At 65.3% G+C, this 19,454-nt stretch carries 15 protein-coding genes; 13 read left to right on the top strand and 2 right to left on the bottom strand.

Going from position 1 to position 19,454, the window contains the following annotated elements; translation table 11 throughout:
- The first annotated feature begins 1 nt into the window (after position 1).
- The 11 genes from fdnG to PAF18_RS05565 all read left to right on the top strand — a co-directional run bounded on the left by fdnG (position 2) and on the right by PAF18_RS05565 (position 15,348).
- On the top strand, positions 2-2,470 hold the full coding sequence (gene fdnG / locus PAF18_RS05615) for a formate dehydrogenase-N subunit alpha (RefSeq protein ID WP_491899798.1): 2,469 nt from the start codon (positions 2-4) through the stop codon (positions 2,468-2,470).
- Positions 2,467-3,474, top strand: coding sequence for a formate dehydrogenase subunit beta (gene fdxH / locus PAF18_RS05610; RefSeq protein WP_271117625.1), 1,008 nt, complete (start codon positions 2,467-2,469; stop codon positions 3,472-3,474). The genes fdnG and fdxH overlap by 4 nt, the downstream gene beginning before the upstream one ends.
- Positions 3,474-4,160 carry a formate dehydrogenase subunit gamma gene (locus PAF18_RS05605; protein ID WP_271117624.1) on the top strand — a complete coding sequence of 229 codons (687 nt, stop codon included), beginning with the start codon at positions 3,474-3,476 and terminating at the stop codon, positions 4,158-4,160. The genes fdxH and PAF18_RS05605 overlap by 1 nt, the downstream gene beginning before the upstream one ends.
- Before the next feature lie 48 nt (positions 4,161-4,208).
- Complete coding sequence (fdhE, locus tag PAF18_RS05600) at positions 4,209-5,123, top strand: formate dehydrogenase accessory protein FdhE (protein ID WP_271117623.1); 915 nt, start codon at positions 4,209-4,211, stop codon at positions 5,121-5,123.
- Positions 5,120-6,511 carry an L-seryl-tRNA(Sec) selenium transferase gene (gene selA, locus PAF18_RS05595; RefSeq protein ID WP_271117622.1) on the top strand — a complete coding sequence of 464 codons (1,392 nt, stop codon included), beginning with the start codon at positions 5,120-5,122 and terminating at the stop codon, positions 6,509-6,511. Before fdhE ends, selA begins: the two co-directional genes overlap by 4 nt.
- Positions 6,508-8,397, top strand: coding sequence for a selenocysteine-specific translation elongation factor (gene selB, locus PAF18_RS05590; RefSeq protein WP_271117621.1), 1,890 nt, complete (start codon positions 6,508-6,510; stop codon positions 8,395-8,397). Before selA ends, selB begins: the two co-directional genes overlap by 4 nt.
- Before the next feature lie 133 nt (positions 8,398-8,530).
- Entirely contained in the window at positions 8,531-10,363 is a 1,833-nt protein-coding gene (locus PAF18_RS05585) for an ABC transporter ATP-binding protein (protein WP_271117620.1), read from the top strand.
- Positions 10,360-11,874 (top strand): ABC transporter substrate-binding protein, encoded by a 1,515-nt coding sequence (locus PAF18_RS05580; RefSeq protein ID WP_271117619.1) that lies wholly within the window; start codon positions 10,360-10,362, stop codon positions 11,872-11,874. The genes PAF18_RS05585 and PAF18_RS05580 overlap by 4 nt, the downstream gene beginning before the upstream one ends.
- 57 nt (positions 11,875-11,931) lie before the next feature.
- Entirely contained in the window at positions 11,932-12,858 is a 927-nt protein-coding gene (locus tag PAF18_RS05575; RefSeq protein ID WP_271117618.1) for an ABC transporter permease, read from the top strand.
- 4 nt (positions 12,859-12,862) lie between these two features.
- A complete protein-coding gene (locus tag PAF18_RS05570) occupies positions 12,863-13,687 on the top strand; it encodes an ABC transporter permease (protein ID WP_271117617.1) in 825 nt (274 codons plus the stop codon).
- Positions 13,684-15,348: a M14 family metallopeptidase gene (locus tag PAF18_RS05565; RefSeq protein WP_271117616.1), complete on the top strand. Its 1,665-nt coding sequence runs from the start codon at positions 13,684-13,686 to the stop codon at positions 15,346-15,348. The genes PAF18_RS05570 and PAF18_RS05565 overlap by 4 nt, the downstream gene beginning before the upstream one ends.
- A gap of 19 nt (positions 15,349-15,367) precedes the next feature.
- On the opposite strand, the gene PAF18_RS05560 is transcribed toward PAF18_RS05565, so the two are convergent.
- Positions 15,368-16,135 (bottom strand): hypothetical protein, encoded by a 768-nt coding sequence (locus tag PAF18_RS05560; protein ID WP_271117615.1) that lies wholly within the window; start codon positions 16,133-16,135, stop codon positions 15,368-15,370.
- A 174-nt stretch (positions 16,136-16,309) separates the two neighbouring features.
- Here PAF18_RS05560 and fdhD point away from each other — a divergent pair, with 174 nt between their 5' ends.
- Positions 16,310-17,098, top strand: a complete 789-nt coding sequence (gene fdhD, locus PAF18_RS05555) for a formate dehydrogenase accessory sulfurtransferase FdhD (protein ID WP_271117614.1) — start codon at positions 16,310-16,312, stop codon at positions 17,096-17,098.
- Between the two features lie 6 nt (positions 17,099-17,104).
- On the opposite strand, the gene PAF18_RS05550 is transcribed toward fdhD, so the two are convergent.
- Positions 17,105-18,337: a multidrug effflux MFS transporter gene (locus tag PAF18_RS05550; protein ID WP_271117613.1), complete on the bottom strand. Its 1,233-nt coding sequence runs from the start codon at positions 18,335-18,337 to the stop codon at positions 17,105-17,107.
- Between the two features lie 135 nt (positions 18,338-18,472).
- Here PAF18_RS05550 and PAF18_RS05545 point away from each other — a divergent pair, with 135 nt between their 5' ends.
- Positions 18,473-19,450, top strand: a complete 978-nt coding sequence (locus PAF18_RS05545; RefSeq protein ID WP_271117612.1) for a glycosyltransferase family 2 protein — start codon at positions 18,473-18,475, stop codon at positions 19,448-19,450.
- The last annotated feature ends 4 nt before the right edge of the window (positions 19,451-19,454 follow it).

Genomic DNA, 19,454 nt, shown 5'->3' with positions numbered 1-19,454 from the left:
GGTGGCCAGTTTGGCCCCAAGCTTCGGTCGCGGTGCGATGACCAACTCCTGGACCGACATCAAGAACACCGATCTGGTGATCGTGATGGGCGGGAATGCCGCAGAAGCCCACCCCTGCGGTTTCAAATGGGTCACGGAAGCCAAGGCGCATCGCGGCGCCAAGCTGATCGTGGTCGATCCCCGCTTTACCCGCACGGCGGCGGTCAGCGATTACTATGCCCCGATCCGGCCCGGCACCGATATTGCCTGGCTGATGGGCATGATCCGCTGGATGATCGAGAACGATAAGGTCCATTGGGAATATGTCCGCAACTTCACCAATGCGGGCTTCATCGTGAAGGATGAATTCGGCTGGGAAGACGGACTGTTTACCGGCTATGACCCGGCGACGCGCGACTATGACCGGTCGAGCTGGGATTACGTGATCGGCGAGGATGGCTATGCCCAGACCGATCCGACACTGGAAAACCCGCGCTGCGTCTGGCAGCTTCTGCGCGCCCATGTCGATGCCTATACGCCCGAGATGGTCGAACGGATCACCGGCACGCCGGCGGACAAGTTTCTCCATATCGCCGAGATGATCGGCGAGACGGCGGCGCCCGACAAGACCATGACCTCGATGTATGCGCTGGGTTGGACACAGCATTCCAAGGGCAGCCAGAATATTCGCGGCATGGCGATGTTGCAGCTGATCCTCGGCAATATCGGGGTGATGGGCGGCGGGATGAACGCGCTGCGCGGGCATTCGAACATCCAGGGCCTCACCGATATGGGGCTGATGTCGAACCTGCTGACCGGCTATCTGTCGATGCCGACCGAGGCCGAGGTGGACTATGCCACCTATATGTCCACGCGCGAATTCAAGCCGCTCAGACCCAACCAGACCAGCTACTGGTCGAACTATTCCAAGTTCATGGTCTCGTTCATGAAGGCGATGTTCGGCGATGCCGCGCAGCCCGAGAACGACTGGGCCTATCACTATCTGGCGAAGCTCGATGTGCCGAATTACGACGTGCTGCGCATGTTCGAGCTGATGAATGAAGGACAGGTGAACCTGTATTTCTGCCAGGGCTTCAATCCGCTTCTGGCCTTCCCCAACCGGGGCAAGCTGACGGCGGCGCTGTCCAAGCTGAAACTGCTGGTCACCATCGACCCGCTGGAGACGGAGACCGCGCGGTTCTGGGAAAATCACGGCGAATATAACGACGTGGACCCGGCCTCGATCCAGACCGAGGTGATTCAGCTTCCCTCGACCTGCTTTGCCGAGGATGAGGGCTCGCTGACCAATTCCGGGCGCTGGCTGCAATGGCACTGGCCGGGCTGCACGCCTCCGGGCGATGCGAAGCTGGACACCTGGATCATGGCGCAGATCTTTGTGCGGGTGCGCGAGCTTTATCGGCAGGAAGGCGGTGCTTTCCCCGACCCGATCCTCAATCTCAGCTGGGAATACGAGGATGAGGGCGAGCCCTCGGCGCAGGAACTCGCGATGGAGGTCAATGGCCGTGCGCTCAGCGATGTCAGCGACGGTGAGAACTCCTCCGAGGTGCTGCTGAGCGCGGGGCAACAGGTGACGAACTTCACCCAGCTCAAGGATGACGGCTCGACCATGTGCGGTTGCTGGATCTATTCCGGTTGCTGGAACGAGGACGGCAACAACATGGCGCGGCGGGACAATTCCGACCCGTCGGGGCTTGGCGTCTATCAGAACTGGACCTGGTCCTGGCCGGTAAACCGGCGGATCCTCTATAACCGCGCGTCTTGCGATATCGAGGGCCGCCCCTACGATCCGGAGCGGATGCTCATCGAGTGGAACGGAGAACGCTGGGTCGGCAACGATGTGCCCGATATCGGCGTGACATCGCGCCCCGAAGAGGTCGGTCCGTTCATCATGAATCCCGAAGGCACGTCGCGGCTCTTTGCGCGCGGCATGATGCGGGACGGGCCGTTCCCGACCCATATGGAGCCCTTCGAAAGCCCGATGGCCAATGTGTTCAACGCAGAGATGCGCGGGAACCCCGTCGCGCGGGTCTTCGAATCCGATGTGGCCGATCTGGGCACATCGGACGAGTTCCCCTTTGTCGGCACCTCTTACCGGCTGACCGAGCATTTCCACTACTGGACGAAGCACAACAAGGTGAACTCGGCGCTACAGCCCGAATTCTTCGTCGAGATCTCGGAACAGCTCGCCGAGGAGAAGGGCATCGCCAAGGGCGGTCGGGTCCGGGTCTGGAACAAGCGCGGCTCGATCACGGCGGTCGCGGTGGTGACCAAGCGGATCAAGCCGCTGATCTGTGACGGCAAACCCGTTCATGTCGTCGGCATTCCGCTGCATTGGGGCTTTACCGGCGTGGCGAAGAAGGGCTTCGGGCCGAACTCGCTGACCGTGTTCATCGGTGACGCGAATATCGAAACGCCGGAATCCAAGGCCTTCCTGGTCAATATCGAACCCGCAGAGGAGCCCGTGGCATGAGCAATACAGCACCGGCCCCGACTACGGCCGTATCGAACCCCTCCGTTGAGCCGCTATCGCCGAATTTCGGCGATGGCGCGGTGATGCGGGCCTCGGCCACGCCAAATCTGCCAGAGCCGACCCAGCAGATGGAAAAGGTCGCCAAGCTGATCGACATTTCCAAATGCATCGGCTGCAAGGCGTGCCAGTCGGCCTGCGTGGAATGGAACGAAACCGATCCCGAGATCGGGACATGCAACGGGACCTATGACAACCCGCATGACCTGACCTCCGAAATGTTCACGCTTATGCGGTTCAACGAATGGGAGGACCCCGACACCGGCAACCTGGAATGGCTGATCCGCAAGGATGGCTGCATGCATTGCGAGGACCCGGGCTGCCTGAAGGCCTGCCCGGCGCCGGGTGCGATCGTGCAATACACCAATGGCATCGTTGACTTCATCCACGATAAATGCATCGGCTGCGGGTATTGCATCCAGGGCTGTCCCTTCGACATCCCGCGCATGTCTCCGACCAAGAACGTGACCTATAAATGCACGCTCTGTTCGGATCGCGTGGCGGTGGGGCAGGGTCCGGCCTGCGCCAAGGCCTGCCCGACCCAGGCCATCGTCTTCGGCACCAAGGACGACATGATCGCCCATGCCGAGACCCGCGTCGAGGATCTGAAGTCGCGCGGCTATGACACCGCCTCGATCTACGATCCGCAGGGCGTCGGTGGCACCCATGTCTTCTATGTGCTGCCCATCGGCGACAAGCCCGAACTCTATTCCGACCTGCCGGCCGATCCGCAGATATCGACGCTGGTCGAGGGCTGGAAGGGGCCGGCCAAGACGGTCGGGCTCGCGGCGATCGGTCTGGCCGCGGCGGGCTCGATCCTGCATTCCATCTTCGGCAAGGCCAACACGGTGAGCGCCGAGGATCAGGAAGAGGCCGCGGAACTCGTCGATGCCGAGATGGCCAATGGCGAGATCGACCCCGGACCGCAGGACAGGGAGCAGATCTGATGGCACGGCGGGAATATTCGGAATCGACCGACAAGATCGTGGCGACCGAACCGGTCGAGATCCGCCGCTATGCCACGCATACACGGATCAATCACTGGTTCACCGCGATTCTCATCATTCTGCTGATCCTGTCGGGCTTTGCCCTGTTCCACCCCTCGCTGTTCTTCCTGACAGCGCTGTTCGGGGGCGGGCAGGCGGCGCGCTATATCCACCCGATTTTCGGCGTGGTCGCCTGTATCAGCTTCCTGCTGCTGTTCATCCAGCTCTGGCGGCTGAACCTGATGCGGCGCGAGGATCTGACCTGGGCCAAGAACATCAACGAACTCCTTGCCGGTAACGAAGAAAAACTGCCCGAGCTGGGCAAGTATAATTTCGGCCAGAAAGTGGTGTTCTGGGGGATGTTCTGGCTGCTGCTGGCGATGGTCGTCTCGGGCGTCATGATCTGGCAGCAATTCTTCCCGAACCTCGTCTCGATCGAGACGCGGCGTTGGGCGGTGGTGGTGCATTCCGTGTCGGCCGTGCTGTCGGTGCTGATCATCATCGTGCATATCTACGCGGCCTTCTGGACGCGGGGCACGCTGCGCGCCATGACCAGCGGGCGGGTCACCGGTGGCTGGGCCTGGAAGCATCACCGCAAATGGCTGCGGGAAGTTGCTAGACGTCAGGATACACCTCCGGCAGAATAAGAGGCGGCCCGGTCGCGGGCCGCTTTTTTTCCCAGCCGGCAGGTGGTCATGAGCCTTCGTCCCGATCCGTCCGTCATCAGCAATATCTCGACGCCGGATTTCGCCCGGCTGCCCGATCCGCATCGGCTTTTCGCCACCCGCGCAGCGCGGCTGCGCAAGCTGGCTGAAGGGGCGCGGCTGGCACCATATCTGAACTTTCTGGCGGATCTCTGCGAAATACAGGCGCAGCTGGTGACCGATTTGCCCGCCCCGCCGCCGGTCGATGCCGATACGGTGGCGCGCAACCGCTCTTACCGGATGCCACCGCTGGATCGCGCTGAGCTGGTCGGATCGGCGGCCCTGTCCGAAACGGTGGGCGCGTTACTCGAACGTGCCAGCAAGATCGAGATGCCCGATCAGGCCCGCGCCGCGCTGCGGGCGCTGCGCGACGCGCCCGAGCAGGATCGCCGGGCATTGCTGTCGGACATCGCTTCGGACCGCGTGCCTGAAGGGTTTGCCGCGCCTGCGGCATTTCTCGCTGCGGCCTTGCAGCTGCTCGCTGTACGGATGGCGGCGGGGCTTGATGCGGAACAGCTTGTGCCGATTCGCGTGGGTATCTGCCCATCCTGCGGCGGACGCCCCTCGGTCTCGATGGTGACGGCCACGCTGCATACCGAAGGCGCGCGCTATTGCTGCTGCGCGACCTGCGCGACCCAGTGGAACGAGGTGCGGGTGAAATGCACATGCTGCGGCTCGACCAAGGGGATCGGCTATCGCGCGGTCGATGACGGCGCGGCGAGCGATCAGCCCATCAAGGCCGAGATCTGCAAGGAATGCAAAAGCTGGGTGAAGATCCTGTATCAGAATGTCGATACCACGCTGGAGCCGTTCGCCGATGACGTCGCCAGTCTCGGGCTGGATGCGCTGATGCGCGAGACGGAATGGGACAGGGGCGGCTTCAACCCGTTCCTGATCGGCTATTGACCGAGGCGCTTCGGCATCTCCCCTCGGTCGACAGGCTGTTGGGAAGCGATGCGGGCGCGGCGCTGACCGCGGCGCATGGCCGTCTGCGAGCGACCGAGGCGATCCGCGAGGCCGTGGCCAGCCTGCGCAAGACGGTTCTGGGCGGCGAGGCCATGCCCTCCGATCCCGGAGCTTCGGTGCTGGCGGCGGCCGAGGCGTCGCTGAGCCGTCCCGATCCGCTGCGCCCCTGCCTGAACCTGACAGGCACGGTGCTGCACACCAATCTCGGCCGGGCGTTGCTGCCCGAAGACGCGATTACCGCCGCGACAGAGGCGATGCGAACGGCGGTGGCGCTGGAGTTCAGCCTTGAAACCGGCGGGCGCGGCGAGCGCGACGATCATCTGCGTGGACTGCTTTGCGAATTGACCGGGGCCGAGGACGCGACCGTCGTCAACAACAATGCCGCCGCCGTTCTGCTGGCGCTGAATACGCTTGCAGCGGGGCGCGAGGCGGTGGTCTCGCGCGGGGAGCTGATCGAGATCGGCGGCGCATTCCGCATCCCGGACATCATGGCGCGAGCCGGTGCAAGGCTGGTCGAGGTCGGCACCACCAACCGCACCCATCCGAAGGATTACCGCGCCGCGCTTGGTCCCGAAACCGGGCTTGTGATGAAGGTGCATTGCTCGAATTACCGCATCGAAGGCTTCACCCGTGAGGTCGAAGCGCCCGATCTGAAGCCCATCGCGGCCGAGGCCGGAGTGCCCTTGATGAATGATCTCGGCTCGGGTTCGCTGATCGATATGTCGCGCTATGGGCTGCGGCGCGAGCCGACCGTGGCCGAGGCGGTCGAGGCCGGGGCGGATCTGGTAACGTTTTCCGGCGACAAGCTGCTTGGCGGACCTCAGGCGGGTTTCATCGTCGGTCGGGCTGATCTGATTGCGCGGATCAATGCCAATCCGATGAAGCGAGCGATGCGGCTCGACAAGATCCGTATCGCCGCCCTGGCCGCGGTGCTGCGGCTATATCGCGATCCCGACACTGTGATGGCGCGGGTGCCGACGCTGCGGATGCTCAGCCGTCCGAAGACCGACATCGCCGCCCAGGCCGAGCGGCTGCGCGCGCCGGTGGGGGTTCTTCTCGCACCGCTCGGGGTCGAGGTGAGCCTTTGCGATTGCGACAGTCAGGTCGGATCGGGCGCACTGCCGACGGACACGCTGCCGAGCAGCGGGCTGCGTCTTGTCGCCGCTGGCGGCCCCGGCGGCCGAGACCCAGAGCGCCTCGCCGAACGGCTTCGCGGCTTGCCCATGCCGGTAATCGCGCGCATTTCCGAGGGGGCGGTGATCCTCGATCTGCGCACGCTGCGCGACGACGCCCAGCTTCTCGCCGCTTTGGAGGATGCCGCGCCGTGATTCTCGGCACGGCTGGCCATATAGACCACGGCAAGACGGCGCTGGTGCAGGCCCTGACCGGGGTGGATGCGGATCGGCTGGCCGAGGAAAAGGCGCGCGGCATCACCGTTGATCTTGGCTTTGCCTATGCGGATCTGGGCGATGGCTCGATCACGGGTTTCGTCGACATGCCGGGCCATGAGCGGCTTATCCACAACATGATCGCCGGGGCGGGCGGCATCGACGCGGCGCTGATCGTGATCGCTGCCGATGACGGGATCATGCCCCAGACCCGCGAGCATCTGGAAATTCTGTCGCTGCTTGGGCTGCGTCGCGCTGTGGTCGCGATCAGCAAGGCCGACCTGGCCGGCGATGAGCGAATCGAAAAGCTGCGCCGCGATATCGGCGCGACGCTTGCCGCGACGCCCATGGCCGGGGCAGAGGTGATCGCCGTCTCGGCAAGATCCGGTCGGGGCATTGCCGATCTGCGCGACCATCTGGCCGGCATGGCCGCCGAGACCGCCGAGCGAAGCCGGGCGGGGCGCTTTCGCATGATCGCTGACCGTGCTTTCACGCTGGACGGGGTCGGCACGGTGGTGACCGGGATGGTCGTGTCGGGAACAATCGCGCCGGGTGACGATCTGATCATCTCTCCGGCCGGGCATGAGGCGCGCGTTCGCGGCCTGCGCGCCCAGAACCGCAAGACCCTCCGAGCCGGGGCGGGCGAACGGGTCGCCGTCAATCTGAGCGGCATTGCCAAGGAGGGGATCCATCGCGGCGATGTTCTGCTGGCACCATCGCTTCAAGCGCCGAGCGCGCGGGTCGATGCGGTGCTGCATTGGGTCGATGCCAGGGCGTTCACCAGCGGGCTGCGCGCGCGGCTGCATGTCGGTGCAGCCGATGCCGAGGTGCGTGTGGTTTCGCTGGGCGGCAGGCTTGGTGCAGATGGCGGGAGGCTGGTGCAACTCGTGCTCGACCGCCCGCTTGCACTTGGCTGGGACGAGGCTTTTCTGCTGCGCGATCTCTCGGCGACGCGCACATTGGGCGGCGGCCGATTGCTGGATCTGCGCCCGCCCGCGCGCCGCCGTGCAACCGAAGAGCGCCGCGCGACCTTGGCGGCGATGGCGGAACCCGACCCGGAGGCCGCGCTGCAAAAGCTGCTCGACACCTCGCCGCATCTTGTCGATCTCGACGGTTTTCTGCGCGACCGCGCGCTGGCCGATGATGGGGCGGTCGTTCCGGGCGCGGCGATCCTTGGCGCGTCCCCGCGCTATCTTCTGTCGGCCGAGCAGCACGCGGCGCTGATGGCGCAGCTATCCGAGCGGCTTGCGGAGTTTCACGCCGCCAATCCCGACCTTCAGGGCATGGCGCGCGAGGCGCTTCGGCTGGCGCTGCGCCCGCGCCTGCCCAAACCCGGTTTCGCCGCATTGCTGCGCGAGGCCGCGGCTGCCGGGCAGGTCGCGCTCGATGGCGGATTTGCCCGGCTGCCGAGCCATGCACCGCAGATGAGCGCCGAGGACGAGACGCTGTATTCGCGCATCGCTCCGGCGCTCGGGGGCGAGACGCGGTTCCGTCCGCCGCGCGTGCGCGATCTCGCCGCCGAGACCGGCGTGGACGAGCGAGAGATCCGGCGGATGATGAAATTCGCCGCCCGGCTCGGCCGGGTGGACCAGATCGCGCAGGATCATTTCTTCCTGCGCGAGACCACTGCCGAGATGGCCGAGATGGTGCGAGCGCTGTCGGACGATGCTGACGGTGGCTGGTTCACCGCCCCTGCCTTCCGAGACCGCACCCGGAACGGGCGCAAGGTGGCGATCCAGATCCTCGATTTCTTCGATCGCGTGGGGCTGACCCTGCGGCGCGGTGATCTGCGCCGTGTGAACCCGCATCGCGCCGAGCTGTTCTGAACTGCGATGCGCCAGCTCGATCTGCGGGCAGTTCCGTTAACCGGAAGAACTTTATCCGGTCCAACGCCTTGATAGCCCAAAATTCCGGCATTAGGGTTCGGCAGAGTAAATTTTCATCGCTGCGGGAGGAGAGATGTCCGAGAGGGATGACCGGGCGCTGCTGCGCGTGGACGATCTGTCGATTGCCTTCGGCGGGGCCGATCCGGTGGTTCGCGACCTCTCTTTCGCGGTGGCGCGCAACGAGACCCTGGCGATTGTCGGCGAATCGGGTTCGGGCAAGTCAGTCAGCTCGCTGGCTGTGATGGGTCTTTTGCCGCATGTCGGCGGGCGGCGTGTATCGGGCCGGATCGAATTCGACGGCGCCGATCTGACCCAGGCCCCGCAACAGGCGTTGCGCAAGCTGCGCGGCAATCGCATGGCGATGATCTTTCAGGAGCCGATGACATCGCTCGACCCGGTCTTTACCGTTGGCGACCAGATCGGAGAGGCGCTTCGGCTGCATCGTGGCATGACCGGATCGGCAGCGCGGACCGAGGCGGCGCGGCTTCTCGACATGGTGCGGCTTCCCAATGCGCGCGATCAGCTGAAGCGCTATCCGCATCAGCTTTCGGGCGGGATGCGGCAGCGGGTGATGATCGCCATGGCGCTGAGCTGCAATCCCGACCTCCTGATCGCAGACGAACCGACCACGGCGCTCGACGTGACCATTCAGGCGCAGGTGCTCCAGATCATCCGCGACATGCAGCGCGAACTGGGCACCGCGGTGATGTTCATCAGTCACGATATGGGCGTGGTTTCGGAAATGGCCGACCGCATTCTGGTGATGCGGCATGGCGAAAAGGTCGAGGAGGGCCCGGCCGAGCGGGTCATCCGCAATCCGGAGGCCGATTATACCCGCGCGCTGATGGCCGCGGTGCCGAAGATCGGGGCGATGCAGGGCCGGATCCGCCCGGCCAAGTTCGATCTTCCCGGACAGCCACCGCAGACGGGCGATCACCCCGACCCGGCAAAAGAGCAGGGCGACATGCCGCTTTTGCGGGTCGAGGATCTGTCGACGCGCTATGATCTCAGCTCGGGGCTGCTCGGGCGGGTCACGCGGCGCGTCCATGCCGCCGAGAACATCAATTTCGACATTCGCGCCGGTGAGACGCTGGCGCTTGTCGGGGAATCCGGCTCGGGGAAATCGACGGTCGGCAAGACGCTGCAGCAGCTCGTCAGCCCGAGCGAGGGCCGGATCCTGTTTCGTGGCGTCGATGTGCTGGCGCTGTCGGCGGCCGAGCGGATGCGCTTCAAGCGCGAGATCCAGTATGTGTTTCAGGACCCCTATGGTTCGCTGAACCCGCGGCGCACGATCCGGCGCAGCCTGCTCGAGCCGATGCAGGTGCATGGGCTGGTGACCGATCCCGACCGGCAGGTGGCCGGCTTGCTGGAATCCGTCAATCTCTCACCCGATCTGGCCGGGCGCTATCCGCATGAATTCTCGGGCGGGCAGCGGCAGCGGATCTGCATTGCCCGCGCGCTTGCCTGCCAGCCCTCGCTCATCATCGCCGATGAGGCCGTCTCGGCGCTCGACGTGTCGGTGCAGGCGCAGGTCATCAACCTGCTGATGGATCTTCAGGCCGAACGTGGGCTGGCCTATCTGTTCATCAGCCATGACATGGCGGTGGTCGAACGGGTCAGCCATCGCGTCGCGGTGATGTATCTGGGACAGATCGTCGAGCTGGGCACCCGGCAACAGATCTTCGAAGATCCGCGCCACCCCTATACGCGCCGGTTGCTTGAGGCGGTGCCGGTGATGGATCCCGGCCGCGCCCCGCCGCGACGCGAGATGACCGGCGACATTCCGAGCCCGATCCGCCCGGTGGATGATCCGCCGCCGCTGCATCGACTGATCGATCTTGGCGATGGGCATTTGCTGGCCGAAAATCACGAAGAATTCGAACAACAGGAAGGAAAAGCAGCATGACAAATTTCAGGACAACACTCGTCTCCGCCGCGCTTGCCGCGCTGATCGGCATGCCGGCCATGGCCGAGGGCACGCTGACCGTCGCTCAGCGGCAGGATGCGAATAACTGGGATCCGATCGACACGTTTCTGGTCGCCTGGTCTTCGCCCGGGGGAAGCATCTTCGACGGGCTGATCCGGCGCGACGAAAATCTTGAACTGCAACCCGGCCTCGCCACTGAATGGGAAGTTCTGGAAGACGGGATGCGGCTGCGCTTCAAGCTTCGCGAGGGCGTCAGCTTCCACAATGGCGAGCCTTTCAACGCCGAGGCAGTGAAATACACTTTCGACCGGCTATTGGGCGATGAAGGGGCGGCGGGGCCTCAGCGTTCCAACTATACCTCGATCGAAAGCGTCGAGATCGTGGATGACAGCACCGTCGAATTTGTCATGAACAAGCCCGATCCGGTGATGCTGACCAAGCTTTCGGGCTATGGCGCGATGATCGTGCCGCCGCAATATATCGAGGAAAACGGCGAAGAACATTTCGACCTGAACCCGGTCGGCACCGGCCCGTTCAAATTCGTCTCTTACGAACCGAGCGCACGGCTCGAGCTTGAGGCCAACCCCGATTACTTCGACGGCGCGCCCGAGCTGGACAAGCTGATTTATCGCTTTATCCCCGAGGCCTCGACCCGTCTGGCCGAGCTGCAATCGGGCGGTATCGACATCGACCATAACCCGGTCTTCGCCAACCTGCCGGTGCTGGAAGGCACGGACGGGATCGAGGTGATCTCGGTGCCCGGCCCGACCGTCTATGGGCTGCGCTTCAACACCAAGGAAGGCATCACGACGGATGCGAATGTGCGCCGCGCGCTGATCATGGCGACCGACCGGCAGGCGCTGATCGACGCATTTCTGGGCGGCAACGGCCAGATCATCGCCGAGATGCAGGGGCCGCTGTCATTCGGATATGACGAAGCGCTGGAGCCCTATCCCTATGACCCGGAGCAGGCGAAGCAGCTTCTGGAAGAAGCGGGCGTCGAGCAGGGGGCAGAGATCACCATAGATTACCGTGCCTCTCACGCCGATTTCGGCGAGGTGGTGCAGGCGATGACCGGCTTCTTTGCCGAGGTCGGCATCAATGCCAGCGTGAACCCGGTCGAGGATGCTGTGTTCCTGAACGAGCTGGTGCCGCAGGGTCAGGTGAACGAGCTGTTCGAATTCGCCTGGGGCGGATGGACCTTCGATTACGACAACACCGCCTATCTGATTTATCACGACGGCGAGGTCTGGAACCCCTTCGGCACCACGCCCGAGATGAACGCGTTGCTGGAAGAACAGCGCGAGGTGGCCGACCCCGATGAGCGGCTGCGCATCCTGCGCGAGATCGCCGAGATGGCCAAGGACGAGGCTTATCACCTGCCGGTCTATAACGAGAACCAGATCTACGCCGTCTCGGACCGGGTCGAGGGTTTCGTGCCGGCGCCCGATCAGCGGGTGCGCTATACCGAAGTCAGCGTGACCGAATAATCCCGGAACCGGGCGGCCCTCGCTTCGGGGGCCGCCTGATCGCCAGACAGGGAAGCGATGCCTTTTCTAAGCTATATCCTCAAGCGTCTCTTCCAGGCGGTCTTCGTGATCGTGGTGGTGACGCTGTTCGTCTCCTACGCGATCCGGCTGACCGGCGATCCGGCGGTGATGATGACCGGCAACAGCGCCAGCGTCACCGAGGCGGATCTGGAACGTATCCGCGAGGCGCTTGATCTGAACCGGCCCTTCATCGAGCAGTATCTTGGCTTCATGGGCGGGCTGTTCACCGGCGACCTGGGCAACAGTTTCTTCCGAGGCTCGGTCGCGGGGCTGATCGCGCAGGCGCTGCCGGCGACGCTGCTTCTGGCGTTGAGCTCTATCCTGATCTCGATCCTGCTGTCGATCCCGCTTGGCGTCTATGCGGCGACGCATCGCGGCTCGATCGCGGATCAGGCGATCCGGATCTTTTCTCTGGTCGGGCTGTCCTTCCCGAATTTCTGGCTGGCCATCATGCTGATCCTGCTGTTCTCGGTCAAACTGCAATGGCTGCCCGCATCGGGCTTTGACGGTCTGCAATCGCTGATCATGCCGGCCGCGACGATGGGGGTGATCCTGACCGCGACCAATCTGCGCATCGTGCGCACGACCATGCTCGACGTGCTTTCGGCGCAATATATCATGGTCGCCCGCGCCAAGGGGCTGGCCGAGCGGCAGGTGGTCTATAAGCACGCGCTGCGAAACTCCTCGATCGCGCTCGTCACCTATCTGGGCCTGCAATTCGGCGCGCTGATGGGCGGCGTCGTGGTGGTCGAGATGGTGTTCAACTGGCCCGGCATGGGCTCGCTCGCCTTGCAAGCGATCAGCCAGCGCGACTATCCGGTGCTTCAGGCGGTGATCTCGATTCTCGCGATCATGATCGTGCTGGTGAACCTGCTGGTCGATCTTGCCTATGTCGCGCTCGACCCGCGCATCCGGCTGGAGTGAGGCGATGAAGGCATTTCGGAATCTCGAACTGTATCTCGGCGCCGGGCTGATCATCATCATCGGCGGCATCGTCCTGTTCGCGCCGCTGCTGTTCCCCGATGGCGGATCGAAGATGGATCTGACGGCGCGGCTGATGCCGGCGTTCCAGGACCCTGCGCATCCTCTGGGCACCGACACGCAGGGGCGCGACCTGCTGGCGCGCATCGCCCATGGCGGGCGGGTCAGCTTTCTCGTCGGGCTTTTATCGGCAGCGGGCGCGGTGGTGATCGGCACGGTGATCGGGCTGATGGCCGGGTATTACCGGGGCTTTGCCGACATGTTCCTGATGCGCTTCGCCGATGTGCAGTTGGCGCTGCCCTTCATCCTGCTGGCGATGACGGTGATTGCGATCATCGGGCCGGGTCTGGACCGGATCGTGATCCTGATGATCGTGGCGCAATGGGTGCAGTATGCGCGGCTGATCCGCGGTGCCACGCTGACGCTGCGCGACGCGGAATATGTGCAGGCGGCGCGCGCCTATGGGCTGGGCAATATGCGCATCATCTTCGGGCATATCCTGCCAAACGCCATGGGTCCGCTGGTCATCCTCGCCACGCTGAACGTCGCCAATAACATCCTGCTGGAAAGCAGCCTGACCTTCCTCGGCTTCGGCATCGACCCGCTGACACCAAGCTGGGGCGGCATGCTGGCGAGTGCGCGGAACTATGTGCAGACCGCGCCCTGGCTCACCATCTTTCCCGGCCTGGCCATCATGCTGACGGTGCTTGGGCTGAACCTGCTGGGCGACTGGCTGCGCGACCGGCTGGATCCGCTGGGCCACACCAAATGAGCTGGACGGAATTTCCGCGAACGCTGGATCATCTGCCCGCCGACGCGCAGGAGGCATGGCTGTTCGAAAGCCCCGCTGCCCGGCAAAGCGCCGAGAGGCGATTGGGGATCAAGCTGCGCTCTGCCTATAAGACGCTGCTGCATGAGGTGCTGGAGCGCGGATTGCTGCGCGGGGCCGAAAGCGCCTCGATCCGCTGCCCTGTGGTTGAGGGGGACGATCCCGACCGCTTCCGGCTCGAATGTTATCCGCTGAGCGATCTGGTCGCCACCCGCATCCGCTATGAGATGGTGCCCCATCTCGGGGACGGGTTGCCGTGCTATCACATCCTGCGCGATGACGGGATAACCCACGAGGTGCCGGTGCCGGTCCGCTGGCGCGAGGTGGCCGGGGTGCGGCTGCTCTCGGCCTGCGGCTGGCAACGCAGCAATGACCGGCCGGGAAGCCATCTGCCAACCGAATATGAGGCGATCTTCGAGGCGGTCTGTAGCCATCTCGGGCAGATCGACATCTCGGGCAGCCCGCCTTTCTTCGACCGGCTGGAGATCCGGGTAGAAGCGCCGTTCGAGGATGTGCCGCTGCCGGTCGGTGACGAACATATCTCGCTGGCCGAGGCGCTGCATGAGGATTTGTATTTCACCGCGCTTGAGATTTTCCAGCATCGGCTCGGCCTGCCCGAGCTTTCGCGCAGCTTGCTTCCGGGGCAGGTCGCGCCCTTCATCCGCTTCGGAGAAACGCCGCGGCTGAACATCCGAACGACCCGTCCCGATCCGGGCGAAGATCCAGAGTTCGGCGATGCCGCCTCGCTGGAGCGTGCAGGCCACTGGATCGGGGCCGCGACGATCAAGGCACATCTCGACCGGCTCGGCGGCACGGCCTTCGAGGCGAGCTCGCGGCAGGGCAGGCCGGTCTGGGGGCGGGTGGTGAACGAGGCGGCCCCGATGCGGCTCGCGCTCAGCGCGGGGCAGCACCCGAACGAGACCTCGCCGATGGTCGGTGCGATGCGCGCGGCGCAGGCGCTGGCGGGGCAGGGGGTCGGCTTTACCTTCTGCCCGCTGCTGAACCCCGATGGATATGCGCTGTTTCGCGAACTCTGCGCGATCCATCCCGGTCACATGCATCACGCCGCGCGCTATACGGCGGGGGGCAACGATCTGACCTTCGGCGAGGGGTTCGAGAACGACGCGCTGCAACAATCCCGCGCCCTCAGCCGCGCCGATGTGCATGTCAATCTGCACGGCTATCCCTCGCATGAATGGACGCGCCCGCTGACCGGCTATGCGCCGCGCGGCTTCGCACGGTGGGCGATCCCGAAAGGCTTCTTCCTGATCTTGCGGCATCATCCGGGATATGAGGATCTCGGGCGGCGGGTTCTCGACGCCGCGATCGGGGCCGTGGCCGGGCATGATGCGCAGATGCGGGTCAACCGCGAGATGTTGGCCCGGTATCGCAGCATCTTTCCCGAGCCGGATTTCGAGATTGCGGCGGATGCGATCCCCTGCGACGTGCAGATGCGCGAGGACGAGCTTTTCCCGGTCACGCTGATCACCGAGGCACCCGACGAAACCATTCAGGGCGAGGATTTCCGCATCGCCCAGGAAACCCAGTTCCGGGTCGTCATGGCCGTCGCCAATGCTCTGTCGGGAGACAGCCTGTCTGTGTGATGCCGGGGCGGCGATCAGCCTAGCTGCGCGGCTCGCCTTTCAGCGAAAGCCCCGATGCAACGGGCGGCTGCCATGTCTTCGATTGCGGCACCGCGCCCGCAGCGGTGGTGCCGATCTGAGCGCCGCCCGTGCCGCCGGTCCAGCCGGTATTGCCGGCATTCTCGGGCGCGGTGGCGTCCTCGCCCGGCGCGGGCTGTGTTTCCGGCGTGGCGACTGCACCGGTTGAGCCGACCTCTTCCTGGGTGCCCTCCTGCGTGGCCTCGGCGGGCTGATCGGCCTGCGCCTGCTCGCCGGTATCGGCAGCGGCGCTTTCCGGCGCGGGGTCGGCCTCGCTCTCCGCTTCGGCGGTGGCCTCTTCCTCGGGTACGCCATCGGGACCTGCGATCTCGGAACTGCTCTCTGCCGCGTCGCTGTCTGCGGTTGCGGCCTCGTCAGATGCTGGGTCTGCGTCCTCGGACGCGTCCGGCGATGTTTCATCGTCTTCGATGATCGTCACCGCCTGAGTCGTATCGGCCTGCGCTTGCGTGGCACCGGTCGTCGCTTCAGCAGGGGTGGCGGCGGCGGTCGTGGCATCTGTTGCGCCATCCCCTGGCGCGCCATCTTCGCTGAGGGGGCGCACCGTATCAGAGAGCGCCGGGCTCTCTGCCGCAGGCACCGCGGCGGTGCCAAGCTCTTGCCCGGCATAGCTCTGCGCGGCGGGCGCGTCCGGGATCGGCTCGGGAGAGGCATCGGCCCAGACGGGCAGCGCGACGGTTGCGACGAGAAGCGGCAGCAGGGATTTGCGCATGACGTTTCCTTTTCTGGCCTTGCGTCGGGCTGGGCATCAGCGGCAAAACGCATGCCGGGGATGGTGGTTCCCGACATGCTAGGCGCGACGGGCGCGGCGCAGCAAGCGAAATCGCGGGGTTGACCGTTGCGGCGCGGCGCGGTTCAGTCCCGGCATGACAGGCAGGGGCAGGATATGAGCGTGATCGGTGTCAGGGCGAACCGGCTGTCGGACGGTGCCGATATCGCGGTCGATCTGGCCGAGGAAACCGCCATCGCCATCACCTATGACGGCACCACCCAGGCGGTGCTGATGGGCTCTCCCGCCGATCTGGAGGATTTCGCCTATGGCTTCTCGCTGACCGAGGGGATTGCCACCCCCGATGAGATCGACGCCGTGGCCCCCGAGCAGGTGGAGAACGGGATCGACCTCCGGGTCTGGCTGAAACCTGAGGCGGGGCAGCGCTATCTGGGTCGGCGGCGGCGCACGGTCGGCCCGGTGGGCTGCGGGCTTTGCGGGGTCGAGACGCTTGCCGCCGCCATGCGCGCCCTGCCGCAGGTCAGCGGCGCGTGTCGGATATCGGCGGATGCGCTCGACACGGCGGTGGCCGCGATGGATGAGGGGCAGGCGCTGCGCGATGCGACCGGCGCCACCCATGGCGCGGGGTTCTTCCTTCCCGGCGAGGGGCTGGTGGCGCTCCGCGAGGATGTCGGTCGTCACAACGCGTTGGACAAGCTCGCCGGGGCACTGCTGCGTGCCGGTTATGGGCCGCGCATCGGCGATGGGGCGGTGGTGATGACCAGCCGGATCTCGGTCGATCTGGTGCAGAAGACAGCGATACTCGGCGCGCCGGTGCTGATCGCGCTCGCGGCGCCGACCTCTGCGGCGGTCAGCGCGGCACAGGGCGCGGGGATCGGGCTGGCGGCGCGGGCGCGGTCCTCGGAGCGGGCCGAGATCTATGCGCGGCCCGACCGCTTCGGCTGAGGCGGATCAGTCGCGCAGCCAGTGCATCAGCACCCATGCGAGCGCGGAACAGATCAGCGCCGCCGACATCACCGGGACGGTGGTGCCGTCATAGGCCAGCCCCACCGGCGTGGCGAGCGCCACCGCGCCGAGCGCCGACAGCGCCGCCACGATGCTCGCCGTCATGCCCGCCAGATGCGGCATATGCTGTAGCGCGAGCGCGTTGAGATTGCCGAATGTCACGCCGGCCATGAAGAACAGGCTGACCGCCCACAGGAAGAAGGCATAAAACGCCGCGTCGCCCTGCAACGCGCCCGTTCCGACCAGCAAAAGCGCCAGCGAGGCCGATACGACCTGCATCGCATAGGCCGCCCGCGCAATCCGCCGCATCCCGAAGCGCATGACATAGCGCGCATTGATGATCGTCCCAAGGCCCGACAGCAGCGCCATCACCGCGAACCAGCGCGTGAAGCTGTCTGCGCGGCCAAAGGTCTCTCCGAAAAGCTGCTCGGAGCTGGACAGAAGCGAGAACATCTGCGCGAAGCCGAAGGTCAGGGTGAGCGTGCACAGCATGACCTGACGGTTCGACAGCACTTCGCGGGTCGAGGCAACGAGCCGCCTTGCGCTCAGGGGGATGCGCCGCTCGGGTGGCAGCGTCTCGGGCTGGCGCAGCCCGACCCATGTCACGCCGATCAGGCCGAAGGCGATGAAGGCGCCAAAGACGCCGCGCCAGCTGCCGGTCAGTTCGATGATGACCTCTCCGAGCGCGGGGGCGAGTGCCGGGATCATGATGAAGATCATCATCACGAAGCTGGTGATACGGGCCATCTCGCGCCCGGAATACAGATCGCGGATCAGCGCCGTGCCCGCGATGCGCGGCCCGGATGCGCCCATGCCCTGAAAGAAACGAAGCACGAGCAGCGGGGTCAGGCTTTCGGCAAAGATCGCGCCCGCCGCCGACAGGATATAGATGGTCGAGCCGATCATGATTGCCCGCTTGCGGCCGATCGCATCCGAAAGCGGCCCGGCGCAGGCCGTGCCGACCCCCATCCCCGCCATGAACGAGATCAGCACAAGCTGGGCGCGGTTCTGGTTTTCGGGCGACAGCTCGGCGGCGATGTTCGACAGGGCCGGAAGCATCGCGTCAATGGAAAACGCCACCGTGGCAAACAGCACCGCCAGCATGGCGACGAATTCAGGCAGGGGCAGTTTGCGCGGCTCATCGGCAGAGACGGCAGAGATCGGGTCGGGGACCTGCATGGGTTTCACCTTTGGAACATGAAGGCGCATATACCCCGGCGCGTCTTTGGGCAAGCGCGCCGTCAGCATGTCGGGCTTGCGCAGGGCGCGCGGCGGATGCAGTTATCCTCGGCAAGCCGCCCGCCGGGAGACACCATGCCGCAACGCCATGTGCTGATGAGCGCGATGAAGGATGAGGGGCCCTTCGCGCTCGAATTCATTGCCCATCACCGCGCCATCGGGTTCGACGAGATCCATGTCGCCAGCAATGATTGCAGCGACGGAACCGATGCTTTGCTGGAGGCGCTCGCCTCTGCCGGGGCGATCACCCACACCCACAACCGCGTCGCGCCGGGGGAACGTCCGCAGCGCAAGGCCTATGACACGATGCGCGAGGCATTCGGGCTGGACCGGGCCGACTGGATCATGGCGCTCGATGTGGACGAGTTTCTTTATGTCACGACCGGCGCCGGGCGCGTCGCCGACCTGACCGCGCAAGCCGGACCAGAGGTGGATGTCATCTGCCTGAGCGCGCTCAGCTTCGGGACTGACCCCGACGACCCGCATTGGCATCCCGGCCGCGTCACCGCGCGCTTTACGCAACGGGTGGCGGCGGACAGCCCGCAAAACGGTCCGGTCAAGAGCCTCAGCCGGGGCGGGGGGCGCTGGCGCGGCATCCAGAACCATCACCCGGTCGGCTATCGCGGCGGCGAGACGATCACGGCGATGCGCGGCGATGGCAGCCTGATGAAAGTTCCCAATGCGCGGCTTTGGGAACATCTGCGGCATTTCCGGCCAAAGCGGATCGCGCACGGGTTAGGCTGGTATCAGCACTATCCCATCAAGACGCCGGACAGTTTCCGCCTTCGCGCGTTGCGCGGCAACGGGGCAGAGCCCGCGGGCAGGCCGGGCGCGCCGCGCTGGGATGACGGTTATTGGCGCAAATTCGCCCGCGCCCGGATCGAGGACCGGCGCTTCGAGTCGCGCTACGGCGCGGCGCTGCGCGACGAGATGGCGCGGCTTCTGCAGCTGCCGGGCGTGGCACAGGCGCAGCACGAGGCCGAGCATCGCTACGCAGGCAGGATCGCCGCGCTGCCCGAAGCCGAGCCGAAGGGCGGTGGACAGGGCGGTTGACTTC

The organism is Paracoccus sediminicola, from assembly GCF_027912835.1.
Lineage (GTDB): Bacteria > Pseudomonadota > Alphaproteobacteria > Rhodobacterales > Rhodobacteraceae > Paracoccus > Paracoccus sediminicola.
This window is presented reverse-complemented; position numbering and strand designations above follow the sequence as displayed.